Here is a 16,706-nt window from a genome sequence, read left to right as displayed (position 1 = left end):
GGGTGAAATCGGGGCCCGTTGTTATAATTATGTGAACACAAGTGGTCGGATGAGATAAATCTAGCCGTTGTCGCGCCGCTTGGGAATCTGCGTTGCACCGAATGTGATAGACGTCATGAATCTCAGACTCTGTTTGCATAACGAACAAAAGATCGGTTAACCTTTGCGCGTTGTAAATTCCTTCTCTCTGCGGAGCCATAACCGAAAATGAACACCCACACCTGTTGATATCTGGTCCCACGCTGTGCGCTCTCGCGCCCTGTGGGGATGTTTTGATCTCATTCAGGAGTGCTTATGGCTCATTTTGCGCAGTCCCCTTATTTCGTTTTACATCAACTGACCTGCCAATTTGCTGACGGCGAAACGCTGTTCGGCCCGCTGGATCTCGCTTTCGATCGGCAGCGCTGCGGCCTGGTGGGGCGCAACGGCGTCGGCAAAACTCAGCTGCTGCGTCTGATCGCCGGGCGGGATCGGCCGGGTAACGGGCACGTCGAATCCCATGCCGCATTGGCTTACGTTGCGCAGCAGCCGGAGATCGCCGCGGACACCACGCTGGCCCAGCTGCTGGGCTATGGCGAGGTGTTCGCCGCGCTGGCGCGTCTCGAGCAGGGGCAGCCGCTAGCGGACGATATCGATCGTCTGGAAGGGCGGTGGGATCTCAACGATCGTCTGCAAAACGCCTTTGTCACCGCCGGGCTGCCGGCCTTCGATCCGTTGCGATCCGCAAGCTCTCTGAGCGGCGGCGAGCGGATGCGCGCGGCGCTGTGCGGCGCGTTGCTGGGCGAAGCGGATTTTCTGCTGCTGGACGAACCGACCAACCACCTCGACAGCGTCGGGCGTGCCTGGCTGTATCAGCAGCTGGATCAGTGGCGCGGCGGGCTGCTGATCGCCAGCCATGACCGGCAGCTGCTGGCGCGCATGGAGCGCATTGTCGAACTGACACCCGGTGCGCTGCGCAGCTACGGCGGCAACTACGATGACTACCGGCGCCAGCGCGACACGGAACAGCAGGCGGCGCGCGCCGATCTGGAGCATGCGCGCGAGGAGCGTCGCCGCACCCGCGCTCGCCAGCAGAAAGAGCACGACATGAGCCAGCGGCGCTCGGCGCAAACGCTGCGCGTCGTCGATACGCTGAATATCGCCTCTTTTGAGCGGGTGGCCTACAAGTCGGCGGCGAAGGAGAGCCTTGGCACGCTGCGCAAACAGCATCAGGATCAGCGCGACAGCCTCGATGCGGCGGTGCGCGAAGCCTATCAGCGGGTGGAAGAGGAGCAGCCGGTGTTGCTGGCGCTGCCGGGCAGCGAAGTGAGCGCGAACAAGCAGGTGCTGGTGCTCGAGCAGCTGCAGCTGCCGTTCGTCAGCGCGCCGCCGCTGGATCTGCGTATCGACGGCCCGATGCGCGTGGCGTTGACCGGCCCCAACGGCTGTGGCAAGTCCACCTTACTGAAGACCGTTCTCGGTCAGCTGACGGCGCTTTCCGGCCATTGTCATTGCCCGCTGTCGACGGCCTACCTCGATCAAACCCTGTCGCAGCTCGACCCGAATCTGTCGGTGATGGAGCATCTGGGGCTGCAGGATTCACCGTTGGCGGAAGGCGCGTTGCGCACCCGGTTGGCGCAGTTGCAGCTTGGCGCGGATCGCATCGCGCTGCCGCTGGGCTCGCTGAGCGGCGGCGAACGGCTCAAGGCGGCGTTGGCCTGTGCGCTGTGGCGGCGACAACCGGCGCAGCTGCTGTTGCTGGACGAGCCGACCAACCACCTGGATCTGGCGTCGTCGCTGGCGATCGAAACCGCCCTGGCGGATTTCCCCGGCGCGATGCTGGTGGTGTCGCACGACGAAGACTTCCTGCAGGCGCTGCGGCCGACACACCGTCTGCAGCGACAGATGGACGGCTGGCGGCTTCAGGCCTGGTAACGCGCGAAGGCGGCCCTAGGGGGCCGCCTTTTTCACCTCGGGCGTGTTGATGCAGGCCAGCAGCTGGGTGAAGGCCGCGGCCATCTGCTCTTCCGGTACGCAGGCAAACCCCATCAGCAGGCCGCGCCGGCGGTTGGGCAGCATGTAGTAGCGCGACAGCGGCCGCACCAGCACCCCCTGCGCGCCGGCGGCGGCGGCGATCGCCACGTCGTCGGCCTCGTCCGGCAGGTTGAGGATCAGGTGCAATCCGGCGTTGCTGTTGAATTCGCTGAGCGCCTGTTTGCCGAGATGCTGTTCGATCAATCCGGTCAGGAAGGCGCGCCGCCGGGCGTACAGCAACCGCATGCGGCGGATATGTGCGGTGTAGTGCCCCTCTTGAATAAACTCCGCCAGCGCGCTCTGGATCAGCAGGTGCCCGCCGCGGTACAGCTCGGCGTGGGCGGTTTTCAGCGCCTGCACCAGCGGCGGCGGCAACACCACATAGCCGAGGCGCAGCGCCGGGTAGAGCGTTTTGCTGAAGGTGCCGATGTAAATCACCGGCGCATCGGCCTCCAGCCCTTGCAACGCCGGGATCGGTTGGCCGGAAAAGCGGAATTCGCTGTCGTAGTCATCCTCGACGATCCAGCCGCCGGCGTTGCGCGCCAGCGCCAGCAGCCGTTGGCGGCGCGCCAGGCTCATCACCGAGCCGAGCGGATACTGGTGTGACGGGGTGACGAAGATTAGCCGCGGCGGGGTGGTCGGTTGCTCCGGCGGCACCAGCCCGGCCTCGTCCACCGCCAGCGGGCAGATGTTCAGCGCATTGATGCGCAGGATATTGCGGATCCCCCAATAGCCCGGCTCTTCGATCCAGGCGTCATCCCCCGGATTGCACAACATGCGCGTCACCAGATCGATCGCCTGATGGATGCCTTCGGTGATCAGGATCTGTTCCGGCGAGCAGCGCACCGAGCGCGCCACCCGTAAATACTCCACCAACGCATGCTGCAGCTCCGGGCTGCCGCCCTGATTGCTGTAGGTCAGCCGCTGCGGCGCCGGGCGGCGGCTGAGGCGTGCCTGGATCTTGCTGAACAGCTGATGGGGAAAGGCGTTGACGTCGGGCACGCCGGGAATGAATGCCCCCCACTGTTTGGGGCTGGCGCTGGCGTGGTGCAGCAGCGTGGCGCCGCGTTCCGACAGTTCGACGCGGCGCGGTTGCCCGCTGCCGTCCGCCGGGACGCCGCCGGTGGAGAGGCAGCTGTCCGGCACCGTGTCGGCGACGAAGGTGCCGCTGCCGGCACGCGCCGACACGTAGCCTTCCGCCAGCAGTTGTTCATAAACGGTTAACACGGTGTTGCGGGACAGGCTGAGCTCCTGCGCCAGATCGCGTGAGGCGGGCAGGCGGCTGGAGGGCGGCAGGCTGCCGTCGAGAATGCTGGTGCGGATCGCGTTGTAAAGCCGCTTGTGCAGCTTGTCATCGGGCTGCTCGCCGAGGCGCTGCAGCAACAGATCACCACTCAATGAGCGCAATTGGATCCCTCAATTATTCGTAACTGGCACTCGATTATAGGGCCACATCCTGTGTAAATAAACGGCATTGTTTCACGAATGTGAACGAAACGTGTAACTGGCACCGACCGGAGAGAACAGCATGAAAAACGCAGAATTGAACCAACGCCGTCAGGACGCCACCCCGCGCGGAGTGGGCGTGATGTGTGGTTTTTACGCCGAGCGCGCAGAGAACGCCACGCTGTGGGATGTGGAAGGCAAAGAAGTGATCGACTTCGCCTCGGGGATCGCCGTGCTGAACACCGGCCACCGCCACCCAAAGGTGATCGCCGCGATTGAAAAGCAGTTGCAGGCTTTCACCCACACCGCCTATCAGATCGTTCCTTACGAAAGCTATGTTTCGTTGGCGGAGCGCATCAACCAGCGCGCGCCGATCGCCGGCCCGTGTAAAACCGCCTTCTTCACCACCGGCGCGGAAGCGGTGGAAAACGCGGTGAAGATCGCCCGCGCTTACACCGGCCGTCCGGGCTTGATCACCTTCGGCGGTGGTTTCCACGGCCGTACCTATATGACCATGGCGCTGACCGGCAAAGTGGCGCCTTACAAACTGGGCTTTGGCCCATTCCCCGGCTCGGTGTTTCACGGCCAGTACCCGAACGCGCTGTACGGCGTGACCACCGAAGACGCGATGAACAGCCTGGATCGCCTGTTTAAAGCGGATATCGATCCCAAGCAGGTGGCGGCCATTGTGCTGGAGCCGGTGCAGGGCGAAGGCGGCTTCAACGTGGCGCCGGCCGAATTCATGCAGGCGCTGCGTGCGCTGTGCGACCAGCATGGCATTCTGCTGATCGCCGACGAAGTGCAGACCGGCTTCGCCCGTACCGGCAAGCTGTTCGCTATGGAGCACTACAGCGTTAAACCGGATCTGATCACCATGGCGAAAAGCCTGGCGGGCGGTATGCCGCTGTCGGCGGTGGCGGGCCGCGCCGAGGTGATGGACGCGCCGGCGCCGGGCGGGCTGGGCGGTACCTACGCCGGTAACCCACTGGCGGTGGCCGCGGCGCACGCGGTGCTGGACGTGATCGACGAAGAGCAGCTGTGTCAGCGCGCCCAGCGCTTGGGGCAGCACCTGGTGGAAGTGTTGCAGCAGGCGCGCAAAACCAGCCCGGCGATCGCCGATGTGCGCGCGCAAGGCTCGATGGTGGCGGTGGAGTTCAACGATCCGGCTACCGGTAAACCTTCAGCCGATATCACCCGTCAGGTGCAGCAGAAGGCGATGGAGGAAGGGCTGCTGCTGCTGAGCTGCGGCGTGAACGGCAACGTGATCCGCTTCCTGTACCCGCTGACCATCCCGGACGATCAGTTCACCAAGGCGATGGGCATCCTGTCCCGCGCGCTGGCTCACTAAGGAGCGAACGGCATGAAATTGAATAATCCCGAGCTGCTGCGCAGCCAGTGTCTGATCAACGGCGAATGGTGCGATGCCCTGAGCGGCAAGCGCGAAGCGGTGATCAACCCGGCCACCGGCGCCGAACTGGCCAGCATTCCGCTGGTCAGCGAAGAGGAAACCCAGCAGGCGATCGCGGCGGCGCAGCGGGCGCAAAACGAGTGGAAACAGCTGACCGCCAAGCAGCGTTCCGCGCTGCTGTTGGCCTGGGCCGACAAGGTGCTGGCCGCACAGGAAGATCTGGCGCAGCTGATGACCGCCGAGCAGGGCAAATCGCTGGCGGAAGCGCGCGGCGAAGTGGCGTACGCCGCGTCGTTCATCACCTGGTTCGCCGAAGAGGCCAAGCGGGTGGACGGCGCGGTATTGCAGGCGCCGCAGGCTTCGCAGCGTCTGGTGGTGGTGAAGCAGCCGATCGGCGTGTGCGCGGCCATCACCCCGTGGAATTTCCCGGCGGCCATGATCACCCGCAAGGTGGCGCCGGCGCTGGCGGCCGGTTGCGCCATCATCGTCAAACCGGCCGAGCAAACGCCGCTGACCGCGCTGGCGCTGGCCAAGCTGGCGCAGGACGCCGGTATTCCCGCCGGCGTGTTGCAGGTGGTGACCGGCGAAGCGGCGCAGGTGGGCAAGGTGCTGTGCGACAGCCCGGTGGTGCGCAAGCTGAGCTTTACCGGTTCGACCGAGGTTGGCCGCATCCTGATGGCGCAGTGCGCGCCGAGCATCAAGAAACTGTCGCTGGAGCTGGGCGGTAACGCGCCGTTCATCGTGTTCGACGACGCCAATCTGGACGCGGCGGTGGCGGGCATCATGGCCTCCAAGTTCCGCAACAGCGGCCAGACCTGCGTCTGCGCCAACCGCATCTACGTGCAGGACGGCATCTACGAGCGGCTGGCGGAGAAACTGGTGGCGGCGGTCGAGCAGTTGAAAGTCGGCGACGGCAGCCAGGAAGGCACCACCCAGGGGCCGCTGATCGACAGCGATGCGGTAGCGAAGGTGCAGAGCCATATCGACGACGCGCTGATCAAAGGGGCACAGATCGCCACCGGCGGCCAGCCGCACGCGCTCGGCGGCACCTTCTTCCAGCCGACGGTGGTGACCGGCGTAACGCAGAAGATGCGCTTTGCCAAAGAAGAGACCTTCGGGCCGGTGGCGCCGCTGTTTCGCTTCCATGATGAAGCGGAAGCCATCGCCATGGCCAACGACACCGAATTCGGCCTGGCCGCCTACCTGTTCACGCAGAACGCCGCGCGTCAATGGCGCGTGCCGGAAGCGCTGGAGTACGGCATGGTCGGCATCAACACCGGGCTGATTTCCAACGAAGTGGCGCCGTTCGGCGGCGTGAAACAGTCAGGGCTCGGGCGTGAAGGATCGCGCTACGGGATAGAAGAATATCTGGAGCTGAAATACCTGTGTATCGATGTGAGCTGTTGAGCGTCAGGACGTTAACCCATCCCGGCGGCCAGCGTCGCCGGGCGATAAAGGATGATGCATGTCTGATAATATCTCTGTTTCTCCGGCGCTTGCCGCCGGGGTGCGAGCACCTGCACCCGCCAAATCGTTAAGTTTCCTCGAAGGGGTGGCGATGATCGTCGGCACCAACATCGGCGCCGGGGTGCTCTCCATCGCCTACGCCTCCAGCAAGGCCGGTTTCCTGCCGCTGCTGTTCTGGCTGGTGCTGGTGGGGAGCCTGACCACCATCACCATGCTGTACGTCGCCGAATCCACGCTGCGCACCCGCGCACATCTGCAACTGAGCGGGCTGGCGAAGCGCTATGTCGGCGGCCTGGGCGCCTGGCTGATGTTCGCTTCGGTGTGCGTCAACAGCGTCGGGGCGCTTACCGCCTACATGACCGGCAGCGGCAAGCTGCTGCAATCGCTGTTCGGCATCTCGCCGGCGCTGGGCAGCCTGCTGTTCTTCGTGCCCGCCGCCGGCGTGCTGTACCTCGGTTTGAAAGCGATCGGCCGCGGCGAGAAGTTTATCAGCATCGGCATGGTGGTGATGCTGACCGCGCTGGTGGCGGCGACGCTGCTGAAAGACACTACCCAGATGCGCAACCTGCTGGACGGCGACTGGCGCTATATGGTGCCGGTGTTCAACGTGGTGGTGTTCTGCTTCTCGGCGCAGTACATCGTGCCGGAGATGGCGCGCGGCTTCGCCGACAAGCCGGAGCAACTGCCGAAGGCGATCATCGTCGGCATGGTGGTGACCTTCATTTTGCTGGCGGCGGTGCCGATGTCGGTGATCGCGCTCAGCGGGCTGGATGACATCTCCGACGTGGCCACCATTTCCTGGGGCCAGGCGCTGGGGCAGTGGGCGTTCTTCTCCGCCAACATCTTCGCGCTGTGCGCGATGCTGACCTCGTACTGGGGATTGGGCGGCAGCTTCCTGACCAATATTTTCGACAAGTTTCGGCTGGGCAATGACGAGCTGCCGCTGCGCCGCTTCGGCGTGCTGCTGTTGGTGGTGGTGCCGCCGTTCGTGCTGGCCTACAGCGGCCTAGTGTCGTTCGTCAACGCGCTCTACTTCGCCGGGGTGTTCAGCGGGGTGATCCTGTCGATCATGCCGATGCTGATCCTGCGCGGCGCGCGCAAACAGGGCGACCAGACCCCGCGCTGGCAGTGCAACTGGATCACGCACCCGTTGCTGCAGGTCAGCATTGTGTTGCTGTATCTGGCCAGCGCGGTGTACGCCATCGCTTCATTGTTAGGCTATCTGCCCTCTGGATGGTGATTTGCCTTCCCTCAAGCAGTGATGTTGTTTCTCGGCATTGAGAACGGCGGCGTCGTGGCCGCCGATTTTTTTCTCAGGCGCGCCGTTTTTCCGACAATGCCAGCCACGCCTGCACCGACGGGCGCTGCCACTGCTTGTGCGCATAGTGGCGCACGCGCTCCGGCACCGGATCGCCGTGCATCACCAGCCGGTTGAGCATCAGCGCCAGATCGGTGTCGGCGATGCACCACTCCCTGAACAGATTATCCTGCCCGTGGCTCAGCAGCTTTTCCACGGCGGCGATCAGCTTGCGCGCGGCCTCCTGCGCGGCTTCGGACAGCGGCGGGAACTTGCCGTTGTTGAATACCACCTCGGTAGAGCGCTCGGCGCGGATCGGCAGCAGATCGCTACGCAGCCAGGCCTGGATCTCGCGCGCCTTGGCGCGCAGCTTCACGTCACGCGGGTACACGGCGTGGGCCGGATGGATGTCTTCCAGGTATTCGGCGATCGCCGAAGACTCCGAGAGCTGGAACTCGCCGATCGCCAGCGTCGGCACCCGGCGGGTGAGCGACAGCGCCGCGTAGGCCGCCTCTTTGTTCTCTTCTTTCGCCAGATTCACCGGCTTCACGGTGAACGGAATGCCTTTTTCCGTCAGCACGACAAAGGCGGACATGGCGTACGGGCTGAAAAATTCACTGTCGGTATAAAGCTCGGTGATCGGTTGAGACATCGGCGGTTCCTCGGGGTTAAGGGGGGAACATTCATCATTGTCGAGGGGAGGCTAAAAATCAATCTGTTAGCCTAAAAGTTCTTGAGCGGCGCGGTTTACGGCGCCGTGAGTTCCTTCAGGGTGATGTGATATATTTGTTGCCAACAAGTGAATTGAGCCGTATTGGGTAACATGAAGACGCAGTGGATAGAACGAGTAAAAGTGGGATGCGCGCGCCTGTGGCCGCACCCGCTGGCGGTGGGCAAGCGAGAGATGCTGATTTCCAGCGTCGGCGCCGGTTTGGGGCTGATGCTCGCCGGTTGGATCAGCCACTTCATTTTGGGTGAGGTGAACCTGTGGTTTATCGCGCCGATGGGCGCTTCGGCGGTGTTGCTGTTCGGCGTGCCCAACAGCCCGCTGGCGCAGCCCTGGTCGATCGTCGGCGGCAATGCGGTGGCGGCGACGGTGGGCGTCAGCGCCGGTCTGCTGATCCCCGATCCGGGCCTGGCCTGCGGCGTCGCGGCGGCGCTGGCCATCGGCCTGATGTTCAAGCTGCGTTGCCTGCATCCACCCGGCGGCGCGGTGGCGCTGACCGCCATCCTCGGCGGCCCCGGCATTCACCAGATGGGCTATGACTTCGTACTGTACCCGGTGCTGCTGAACTCGGTGCTGCTGGCGGCGCTGGCCATTCTGTTCAATAACCTGGCCGGGCGACGCTACCCGCACGCGCTGGCGCCGGCGGAGGCCAAGCCGGCCAATCTGCCGATCGATGCCGTTTCCATCACCCGCGCCGATCTGCACGAGGCGCTGATGGAGGGGGATCTGTTCGATATCGACGAGGACGATCTGCAGGAGATCCTGCTGCGCGCCGAGCAGTTGGCGCATCAGCGGCAAAGCAAGATCGCCTGATCAGCCCAGCGTTTTGCGGTAAAACACCACCCGTTCCGTTTCGGCAAAGCCCAGCGCCGCATGCAGGCGTTGGGAGTCCAGATTGGCGATGTCGGTATCCGACGCCAGCTCGCTGCACCCCTGTTGCTTGGCCCACTCCTGCACCTGCGCGATCAGACGCGCCGCCCAGCCCTGGCGGCGGGCGCGCTCGACGGTAAAAATCCCTTCCAAAAACGCCACCGGCGACGATTCGCAGCCGTTGACGTAATCGTAGCGCAGTGCGACCTCGGCAAAGCCAACGAAAGCGCCGTCCAGCCCCCGCGCCATAAACGCGGTGTGGTGCGGCGAAGCCAGTATCTCGCGCATCTCCGCGCGGTGCTCTTCCAACGGGCAGGTGGGCCACAGCGCCGAGCGCAGCGCCAGCCAGGCGTCGAGGTTGTCGTGGTCGCAGTTGACGATCATGCGGGGTCCTTATGAGTCGGAATAAATCAGGTATGCCGAGAGGGAAGTGTGGCACGGCGGCGGGAAACAAAAAAGCCATCCCGGACAGGATGGCTTGTAAGGCTGTGAAAACAGCTAAAATTTGGTGGCCCCTGTTGGGCTTGAACCAACGACCAAGCGATTATGAGTCGCCTGCTCTAACCACTGAGCTAAGGGGCCAAGCCGCGAGATTATAGGGAATCCTTAAGCATCGGTCTACTGTTACCCGCCCGTATGTTGCTTTTCTGCACAGTTCTAGCCTGTTGTAATTGCTGGCGGATTTTGCGATAACCGCAGTAAATTCCTGTAATGGACTCACGACACTCATGGAACTTCTGGCGCCTAACCTGCGGGTGGTGTTTTGCGGCATCAACCCCGGCCTTTCTTCCGCCCATCAGGGCTACCCTTTCGCCAACGGCAGCAATCGCTTCTGGAAGGTGATCCATCAGGCCGGCTTTACCGAGCGCCAGCTGGCGCCGGAGCAGTGGCAGCAGCTGAAGGATAACGGCTGCGGCATTACCGCGCTGGTGGCGCGCCCGACGGTGGCGGCCAGCGAGCTGTCGCGCGACGAGCTGCGCAGCGGCGGTGAGGCGCTGCAAGAGAAAATCCTGCGCTATCAGCCGCGCGCGCTGGCGATTTTGGGCAAGCAGGCGTTCACCACCGCCTTCGGGGTGAAAAACGCGCCCTGGGGCAAGCAGGCGCTGATGCTGGGGGAAACCGAGGTGTGGGTATTGCCTAACCCCAGCGGATTGAACCGCGCCACGCTGGAGCAGCTTACCGCCAGCTATCGCGAGCTGTTCCTGGCGTTGCAATGATGCGGCGGGGCATATTCAGGGCATAAAAAAACCCCGGCAGGCCGGGGTTTTTGTTTTTGGTACGGCAGCCGGACTTAGTCGTCCAGGAAGCTGCGCAGCACTTCGGAGCGGCTTGGGTGACGCAGCTTGCGCAGCGCCTTGGCTTCGATCTGACGAATACGCTCACGGGTAACGTCAAACTGCTTGCCTACCTCTTCCAGCGTGTGGTCGGTGTTCATGTCGATGCCGAAACGCATGCGCAGCACTTTCGCTTCGCGCGCGGTCAGGCCGGCCAGCACGTCGTGGGTAGCGGAACGCAGGCTTTCCGAAGTCGCGGAATCCAGCGGCAGCTCGAGGGTGGTATCCTCGATGAAATCGCCCAGATGCGAATCTTCGTCGTCGCCGATCGGCGTTTCCATCGAGATTGGCTCTTTGGCGATCTTCAGCACCTTGCGGATCTTGTCTTCCGGCATCAGCATGCGCTCGGCCAGCTCTTCCGGCGTCGGCTCGCGGCCCATCTCTTGCAGCATCTGGCGTGAAATACGGTTGAGCTTGTTGATGGTCTCAATCATATGCACCGGAATACGGATGGTGCGCGCCTGGTCGGCGATGGAGCGGGTGATAGCCTGACGGATCCACCAGGTGGCGTACGTCGAGAACTTGTAGCCGCGGCGGTATTCGAACTTGTCTACCGCTTTCATCAGGCCGATGTTGCCTTCCTGGATCAGATCCAGGAACTGCAGGCCGCGGTTGGTGTATTTCTTGGCGATGGAAATAACCAGACGCAGGTTGGCCTCAACCATCTCTTTCTTCGCGCGGCGGGCTTTCGCTTCACCGATCGACATGCGACGGTTGATGTCTTTGACCTGCTCGATGGTCAGGCCGGTTTCTTCTTCGATCTGACGCAGTTTCTGCAGGCTGCGCTGCACGTCTTCAGCCACGTCTTTCAGCTTTTCCGACCATGGCTTGGCCATCGCCAGTGCGGCTTCGAACCAGGAATCGCTGGTTTCGTTGCCGGCGAACAGGGTGACGAAGTTTTTCTTCGGCATTTTGCACTGTTCAACGCACAGCTTCATGATGATGCGTTCCTGGGTGCGAACGCGGTCCATCATGGTGCGCATGCTGTTGACCAGGAAGTCGAACTGCTTCGGCACCAGGCGGAACTGCTTGAACACTTCAGACAGCTTCAGGATCTCGTCCGCTGCGCTGGCGTGGCTGCGGCCGTTCTTTTTGATCACCAGACGCGTCGCTTCATACTGATCGCGCAGCTCGGCGAACTTCTGACGCGCCAGCTCAGGATCGATGCTGTTGTCGTCTTCGGTGTCGTCGTCTTCGGCGTCCTCATCTTCTTCGTCGTCGTCTTGCTCTTCGCTCGACAGTTCAGAACCGATGTGGGTCGCGGTAGGGGCGATGTCCTCTTCCGCGTTAGGATCGACGAAGCCGGTGATCAGATCCGACAGGCGCGCTTCGCCCGCTTCGACGCGATCGTACTGCTCAAGCAGGTAGGTGATGGCTTCCGGGTATTCGGCAACCGAGCACTGCACCTGGTTGATGCCGTCTTCGATGCGCTTGGCGATGTCGATTTCGCCTTCGCGCGTCAGCAGTTCGACGGTACCCATTTCGCGCATGTACATGCGCACCGGGTCGGTGGTGCGGCCGATTTCGGATTCCACGCTGGACAGAACCTGTGCGGCGGCTTCTTCCGCATCTTCGTCCGTGCTGTTCGAGTTTTCGGCGAGCAGCAGGTCATCGGCGTCCGGTGCTTCTTCCATCACCTGGATGCCCATGTCGTTAATCATCTGGATGATGTCTTCGATCTGATCGGAGTCGACGATATCTTCCGGCAGATGGTCATTGACCTCAGCATAGGTCAGATAGCCTTGCTCCTTACCACGGGTGACAAGTAGCTTCAGCTGTGACTGCGGGTTTTGCTCCATAAGACGGTATCCACACTTCAGAGTATTTAGGTTGGTGTCGGTCGGCGAAACCGCCAACAATAGCATTTGGGGCGTTTTCGTTATCGCCGCGGCCCACTATGGCGGCACTGTGCAGGGCTCTGCCCTCGCAATTATCGGCACTTAAGCCGTTTGGTATTCAGTTTTTCTTCGCTAAAACCTGGTTGAGAGAACGGACTTCCTCACGTTCCTCCGGGCTCAGGCCGCGCGTTCTGGCCTGGGCGATCAGCGTTTCCAGCCGTTGCTCGAGTACCGAGTCGTACAGGCTGGCCAACGTATCCAAAAAGGTCTGTTCGACCATGTCCTCAACGATCATATGGTTCCATGTCGCCAAGGTTTCAAGCTGCTGGCTGAATTTGTTGTCGCGATACAGCTCCAGCAATTGCCCGGTCGTCAGGCCCGGCTGCGCCAAACAGGTCTGCACCAGTTCGACGAACAGCGGCAATCCCGCCTGTTTAGTCTGCTCCAACCCTTCAAGCGAAGGGATAAGTGTAGCCAACTGCGGATTTTGCACCAGTAACCCTATCAGTATACGCATGGTTGTGCGTTTTAGCTGGGGCGCCTGATAAGGATTCGCATTTTCCGCCTGCTTGGGCATCAGCTTGTCGAGCTGGCTGTCGTCCAGCAGCCCCAGCTTGTTGCCGAGCTCCTGACGCAGGTACAAGCGCAACGTTTCGCCCGGCACCTGAGTAATCAGCGGCAGCGCCAGCGTGCTCAGCTTGGCGCGCCCGTCCGGGCTGCTCAGATCCACCTGCGGCAGCAGGCTTTCGAACAGGAACGTGGACAGCGGCTGCGCCTGCTCCATTCGCTGTTCGAAGGCTTCTTTACCTTCTTTGCGCACCAGGGTGTCCGGGTCTTCACCGTCGGGCAAAAACATGAACCGCAGCTGGCGCCCGTCGTTCAGGTACGGCAGCGCGGTTTCCAGCGCCCGCCAGGCCGCTTCGCGGCCGGCGCGGTCGCCGTCGTAACAGCAGACGACGTTGTCGGTAGCGCGGAACAGCAGCTGAATGTGTTCAGCCGTCGTCGAGGTTCCGAGCGAGGCGACGGCATAATCGATGCCGAATTGCGCCAACGCCACCACGTCCATATACCCTTCCACCACCAGCAGCCGCTGGAGGGTAGGGTGGTTCTGCTGTGCTTCATACAGGCCGTACAGCTGGCGGCCCTTATGGAAAACTTCGGTTTCCGGCGAGTTCAGGTACTTCGGCATACCGTCGCCCAGCACGCGGCCGCCGAAGGCGATCACGCGCCCGCGCTTGTCGCGGATGGGGAACATCACCCGTTCGCGGAAGCGGTCATACGAACGCCCCTGATCGTTAGTCACCAGCATGCCGGCATCGTTCAATGCGCGGCGCGAGTCGGCGTCGCGGCCGAAACGCTTCAGGGCGTTGTCCCATCCCGCCGGCGCGAAGCCGATGGCGAAATGGCGAATAACGTCGTCACTTAATCCGCGCTGCTGCAAATAGCTGCGCGCCGGCGCCCCGGAGGACTGCTGCAGTGACTGTTGATAGAACGCGCTGAGCTGTTCCATCAGTTGGTACAGGCTCTGGCGCTGATGGCGTTCGATCTGGGTTGGCCCGGTGCCCGCTTCGTAAGGCACTTCCAGCCCGTGCATGGTCGCCAATTCTTCGATGGTTTCGACAAACTCGAGTCGGTCGTAATTCATCAAAAAGTCGACGGCGTTGCCGTGCGCACCACACCCAAAACAGTGATAAAACTGCTTTTCGCCATTAACGGTAAAGGAAGGCGTCTTTTCGTGGTGGAACGGACAGCACGCGTGGTAGTTCTTGCCTTGCTTCTTGAGCTTCACGCGGGCATCGATCAGATCGACGATGTCGGTGCGAGCCAGCAAGTCATTGATAAATACGCGCGGAATTCGTCCAGCCATAAGCCCTTACTTCATTAGCCTATAAACGAGAACAAGCCGCGCATTCCTTTCGGAAAGCACGGCCTTCGTATGCAACTACTCGGTCTGCGCGATTTTGAAAATCAGAAATTCACGCGGTGGGGTTGCCCCCGAAGAATTAATACAGACGAGTGCGGCGTGCGTTTTCGCGAGCCAGTTTCTTCGCGTGACGTTTCACAGCAGAAGCTTTAGCGCGTTTACGTTCGGTAGTTGGTTTTTCATAAAACTCACGACGACGAACTTCAGCTAAAACACCCGCTTTTTCGCAAGAGCGTTTGAAACGACGCAGAGCAACGTCAAATGGCTCGTTTTCACGTACTTTAATTACCGGCATGTGCCTCTCACCTCAATAAAATTCGGTTTGTTGCTGGCCAAGCGCCAGCCTTTTCAAAATGGTGCGGAATTTTACTCCAATGGATGCTGCTTTGTAAAGCATCACCGCAAATTGAAACCCGCGTCGCTCTGCTGCAACGTGCGCAATTTTGCACCGGGCGCTGATTATAGACTAATCAGAAAAAAATGCTCGTGTTTAATCGCCTGGGCATTTTCTGGATGAATCATCGACATAGGTGCGGGCCGGTGACAAGATGCGCGGCACCGGCGGTAAATGCGGCGGAATGTGGTAGACTGGCGGCCGCACGTGAATGATGGGAAATGTAATGCGAGTACTGGGTATAGAAACGTCCTGCGATGAAACCGGAATTGCAGTGTATGACGATCAAACCGGTTTGTTGGCCAACCAATTATACAGCCAGGTGAAGCTGCACGCCGACTACGGCGGCGTAGTGCCGGAACTGGCCTCCCGCGATCACGTGCGCAAAACCGTGCCGCTGATTCAGGCGGCGCTGAAAGAGGCCAACCTGACCCCGGCCGACATCGACGGCGTGGCCTATACCGCCGGGCCGGGCCTGGTGGGCGCGCTGCTGGTCGGCGCTACCGTGGGGCGCGCGCTGGCGTTCGCCTGGAACGTGCCGGCAGTGCCGGTGCACCACATGGAAGGCCACCTGCTGGCGCCGATGCTGGAAGACAACCCGCCGGCGTTCCCGTTCGTCGCGCTGCTGGTCTCCGGCGGCCACACTCAGCTGATCAGCGTCACCGGCATCGGTGAGTATGAACTGCTGGGCGAGTCGATCGACGATGCCGCCGGCGAAGCGTTCGACAAAACCGCCAAGCTGCTCGGCCTGGATTATCCCGGCGGGCCGATGCTGTCGAAGATGGCGCAGCAGGGCACGGCGGGGCGCTTCACCTTCCCGCGGCCGATGACCGATCGTCCGGGGCTGGACTTCAGCTTCTCCGGGTTGAAAACCTTCGCCGCCAACACCATTCGCTCCAACGGCAACGACGATCAGACGCGTGCCGACATCGCCCGTGCTTTCGAAGATGCGGTGGTGGATACGCTGGCGATCAAATGCAAACGCGCGCTGGAGCAAACCGGCTTCAAACGTCTGGTGATGGCCGGCGGCGTGAGCGCCAACCGCACGTTGCGCGCCAAGCTGGCGGAGATGATGCACAAGCGTGGTGGGGAAGTATTCTATGCCCGCCCGGAATTTTGCACCGACAACGGCGCGATGATCGCCTATGCCGGCATGGTGCGCCTGAAGAGCGGCGCCAGCCCGGAGCTGAGCGTTTCGGTGCGGCCGCGCTGGCCGCTGGCGGAACTGCCTGCGGTATAAAGCAAAGGGCCGGATAATCCGGCCCTTCTGTTATTCGTCTTTCGGCCGATCGCCGTTATCCGCATCCGCGTCGTTTTTCTTCTTGCGGAATTTGCCCCAAATCTTGCCTTCCTGGCCGCGCCACAGGCGCTGAATATTGTCGTGATGCCGCATCAGGATCAGGCAGGAGAGCATCGCTACCGGGAAGGTGAACTGCGGTTTGAACCACCAGACGTAGAACGGGGCGATCAGCGCGCTGACGATGGCGCCGAGCGAAGAGTAGCCGCTGAGCAGCACCGTCAGCAGCCAGGTGCCGGTCATCAGGCCGGTCAGATCCCAGCCGATAGGCGCGATGGCGCCAAACGCCGTCGCCACACCCTTACCGCCGCGGAAGTGGAAGAACACCGGATAGATGTGCCCCAGACAGGCGGCGATCGCCGTCAGGCCGAGGTACAGCGGTGGTACATCAAGTTTGTAGGCCAGCCAGACCGGCAACATCCCTTTCAGAATATCGAACACCAGCACCGCCGCCGCCGCCAGCCGGCCGCCGATGCGCAGGACGTTGGTCGCCCCGGGGTTTCCTGAGCCATGCTCACGCGGGTCCGGCAGCCTGGCGATCCGGCAAACCAGGATCGCGCTCGAAATCGAGCCGCACAGATACGCGAAGATAATCATGCCAAGCGCGGTAGCACTCATAACGCGGTTCCGTTTAATAATGGTCGTTTTACTCGCAACATCTATGGATAATACGCACATTCCGCTGGAAGTG

At 61.9% G+C, this 16,706-nt stretch carries 14 protein-coding genes and 1 tRNA gene; 7 read left to right on the top strand and 8 right to left on the bottom strand.

What is annotated here, in order from left to right:
- The first annotated feature begins 294 nt into the window (after positions 1-294).
- Complete coding sequence (locus FUU19_RS21075; protein ID WP_230489654.1) at positions 295-1,914, top strand: ABC-F family ATP-binding cassette domain-containing protein; 1,620 nt, start codon at positions 295-297, stop codon at positions 1,912-1,914.
- A gap of 15 nt (positions 1,915-1,929) precedes the next feature.
- Here FUU19_RS21075 and pdxR read toward each other — a convergent pair whose 3' ends face one another.
- The gene (gene pdxR, locus FUU19_RS21070; RefSeq protein ID WP_230489653.1) at positions 1,930-3,420 is read right to left on the bottom strand and encodes a MocR-like pyridoxine biosynthesis transcription factor PdxR; all 1,491 of its coding nucleotides are present in this window, start codon (positions 3,418-3,420) and stop codon (positions 1,930-1,932) included.
- Between the two features lie 121 nt (positions 3,421-3,541).
- On the opposite strand from pdxR, the gene FUU19_RS21065 reads away from it, so the two are divergent.
- Genes FUU19_RS21065 through FUU19_RS21055 form a run of 3 tightly spaced genes read left to right on the top strand, consistent with a single transcriptional unit; the run spans position 3,542 to position 7,574 of the window.
- Complete coding sequence (locus FUU19_RS21065; protein WP_048234933.1) at positions 3,542-4,807, top strand: 4-aminobutyrate--2-oxoglutarate transaminase; 1,266 nt, start codon at positions 3,542-3,544, stop codon at positions 4,805-4,807.
- 12 nt (positions 4,808-4,819) lie between these two features.
- On the top strand, positions 4,820-6,274 hold the full coding sequence (locus tag FUU19_RS21060; RefSeq protein ID WP_230489652.1) for an NAD-dependent succinate-semialdehyde dehydrogenase: 1,455 nt from the start codon (positions 4,820-4,822) through the stop codon (positions 6,272-6,274).
- A gap of 58 nt (positions 6,275-6,332) precedes the next feature.
- Entirely contained in the window at positions 6,333-7,574 is a 1,242-nt protein-coding gene (locus FUU19_RS21055) for an aromatic amino acid transport family protein (RefSeq protein WP_043142048.1), read from the top strand.
- 73 nt (positions 7,575-7,647) lie between these two features.
- Here FUU19_RS21055 and yfcF read toward each other — a convergent pair whose 3' ends face one another.
- Positions 7,648-8,283 carry a glutathione transferase gene (yfcF, locus tag FUU19_RS21050; RefSeq protein WP_079451626.1) on the bottom strand — a complete coding sequence of 212 codons (636 nt, stop codon included), beginning with the start codon at positions 8,281-8,283 and terminating at the stop codon, positions 7,648-7,650.
- A gap of 171 nt (positions 8,284-8,454) precedes the next feature.
- Between yfcF and FUU19_RS21045 the strand changes: the two genes are divergently transcribed.
- Positions 8,455-9,171 (top strand): HPP family protein, encoded by a 717-nt coding sequence (locus FUU19_RS21045; RefSeq protein ID WP_230489651.1) that lies wholly within the window; start codon positions 8,455-8,457, stop codon positions 9,169-9,171.
- On the opposite strand, the gene aac(6') is transcribed toward FUU19_RS21045, so the two are convergent.
- Both aac(6') and FUU19_RS21035 read right to left on the bottom strand, forming a co-directional pair.
- Entirely contained in the window at positions 9,172-9,612 is a 441-nt protein-coding gene (aac(6'), locus tag FUU19_RS21040) for an aminoglycoside 6'-N-acetyltransferase (RefSeq protein ID WP_230489650.1), read from the bottom strand.
- A 122-nt stretch (positions 9,613-9,734) separates the two neighbouring features.
- Positions 9,735-9,810 (bottom strand) — tRNA-Ile (locus tag FUU19_RS21035).
- A 146-nt stretch (positions 9,811-9,956) separates the two neighbouring features.
- Here FUU19_RS21035 and mug point away from each other — a divergent pair.
- On the top strand, positions 9,957-10,445 hold the full coding sequence (gene mug / locus FUU19_RS21030) for a G/U mismatch-specific DNA glycosylase (protein ID WP_141972500.1): 489 nt from the start codon (positions 9,957-9,959) through the stop codon (positions 10,443-10,445).
- A 74-nt stretch (positions 10,446-10,519) separates the two neighbouring features.
- Here the strand turns inward: mug and rpoD are convergent, their stop codons facing one another.
- From rpoD to rpsU, 3 genes are all read right to left on the bottom strand, one after another.
- Positions 10,520-12,361, bottom strand: a complete 1,842-nt coding sequence (gene rpoD / locus FUU19_RS21025) for an RNA polymerase sigma factor RpoD (protein WP_025304326.1) — start codon at positions 12,359-12,361, stop codon at positions 10,520-10,522.
- Between the two features lie 157 nt (positions 12,362-12,518).
- On the bottom strand, positions 12,519-14,267 hold the full coding sequence (gene dnaG, locus FUU19_RS21020; RefSeq protein WP_025304325.1) for a DNA primase: 1,749 nt from the start codon (positions 14,265-14,267) through the stop codon (positions 12,519-12,521).
- A gap of 136 nt (positions 14,268-14,403) precedes the next feature.
- Complete coding sequence (gene rpsU, locus FUU19_RS21015; protein ID WP_001144069.1) at positions 14,404-14,619, bottom strand: 30S ribosomal protein S21; 216 nt, start codon at positions 14,617-14,619, stop codon at positions 14,404-14,406.
- Positions 14,620-14,944: 325 nt separating this feature from the next.
- Here rpsU and tsaD point away from each other — a divergent pair, with 325 nt between their 5' ends.
- Complete coding sequence (tsaD, locus tag FUU19_RS21010; protein WP_049198481.1) at positions 14,945-15,958, top strand: tRNA (adenosine(37)-N6)-threonylcarbamoyltransferase complex transferase subunit TsaD; 1,014 nt, start codon at positions 14,945-14,947, stop codon at positions 15,956-15,958.
- A 30-nt stretch (positions 15,959-15,988) separates the two neighbouring features.
- On the opposite strand, the gene plsY is transcribed toward tsaD, so the two are convergent.
- A complete protein-coding gene (plsY, locus tag FUU19_RS21005; protein ID WP_202670289.1) occupies positions 15,989-16,633 on the bottom strand; it encodes a glycerol-3-phosphate 1-O-acyltransferase PlsY in 645 nt (214 codons plus the stop codon).
- Positions 16,634-16,706: the final 73 nt, after the last annotated feature.

It is taken from the genome of Serratia montpellierensis (assembly GCF_020858655.1).
Taxonomy (GTDB): Bacteria; Pseudomonadota; Gammaproteobacteria; order Enterobacterales; family Enterobacteriaceae; genus Serratia; species Serratia montpellierensis.
Note: the sequence above shows the minus strand (reverse complement) of the source record. Positions and strands in the feature narration are given on the sequence as shown.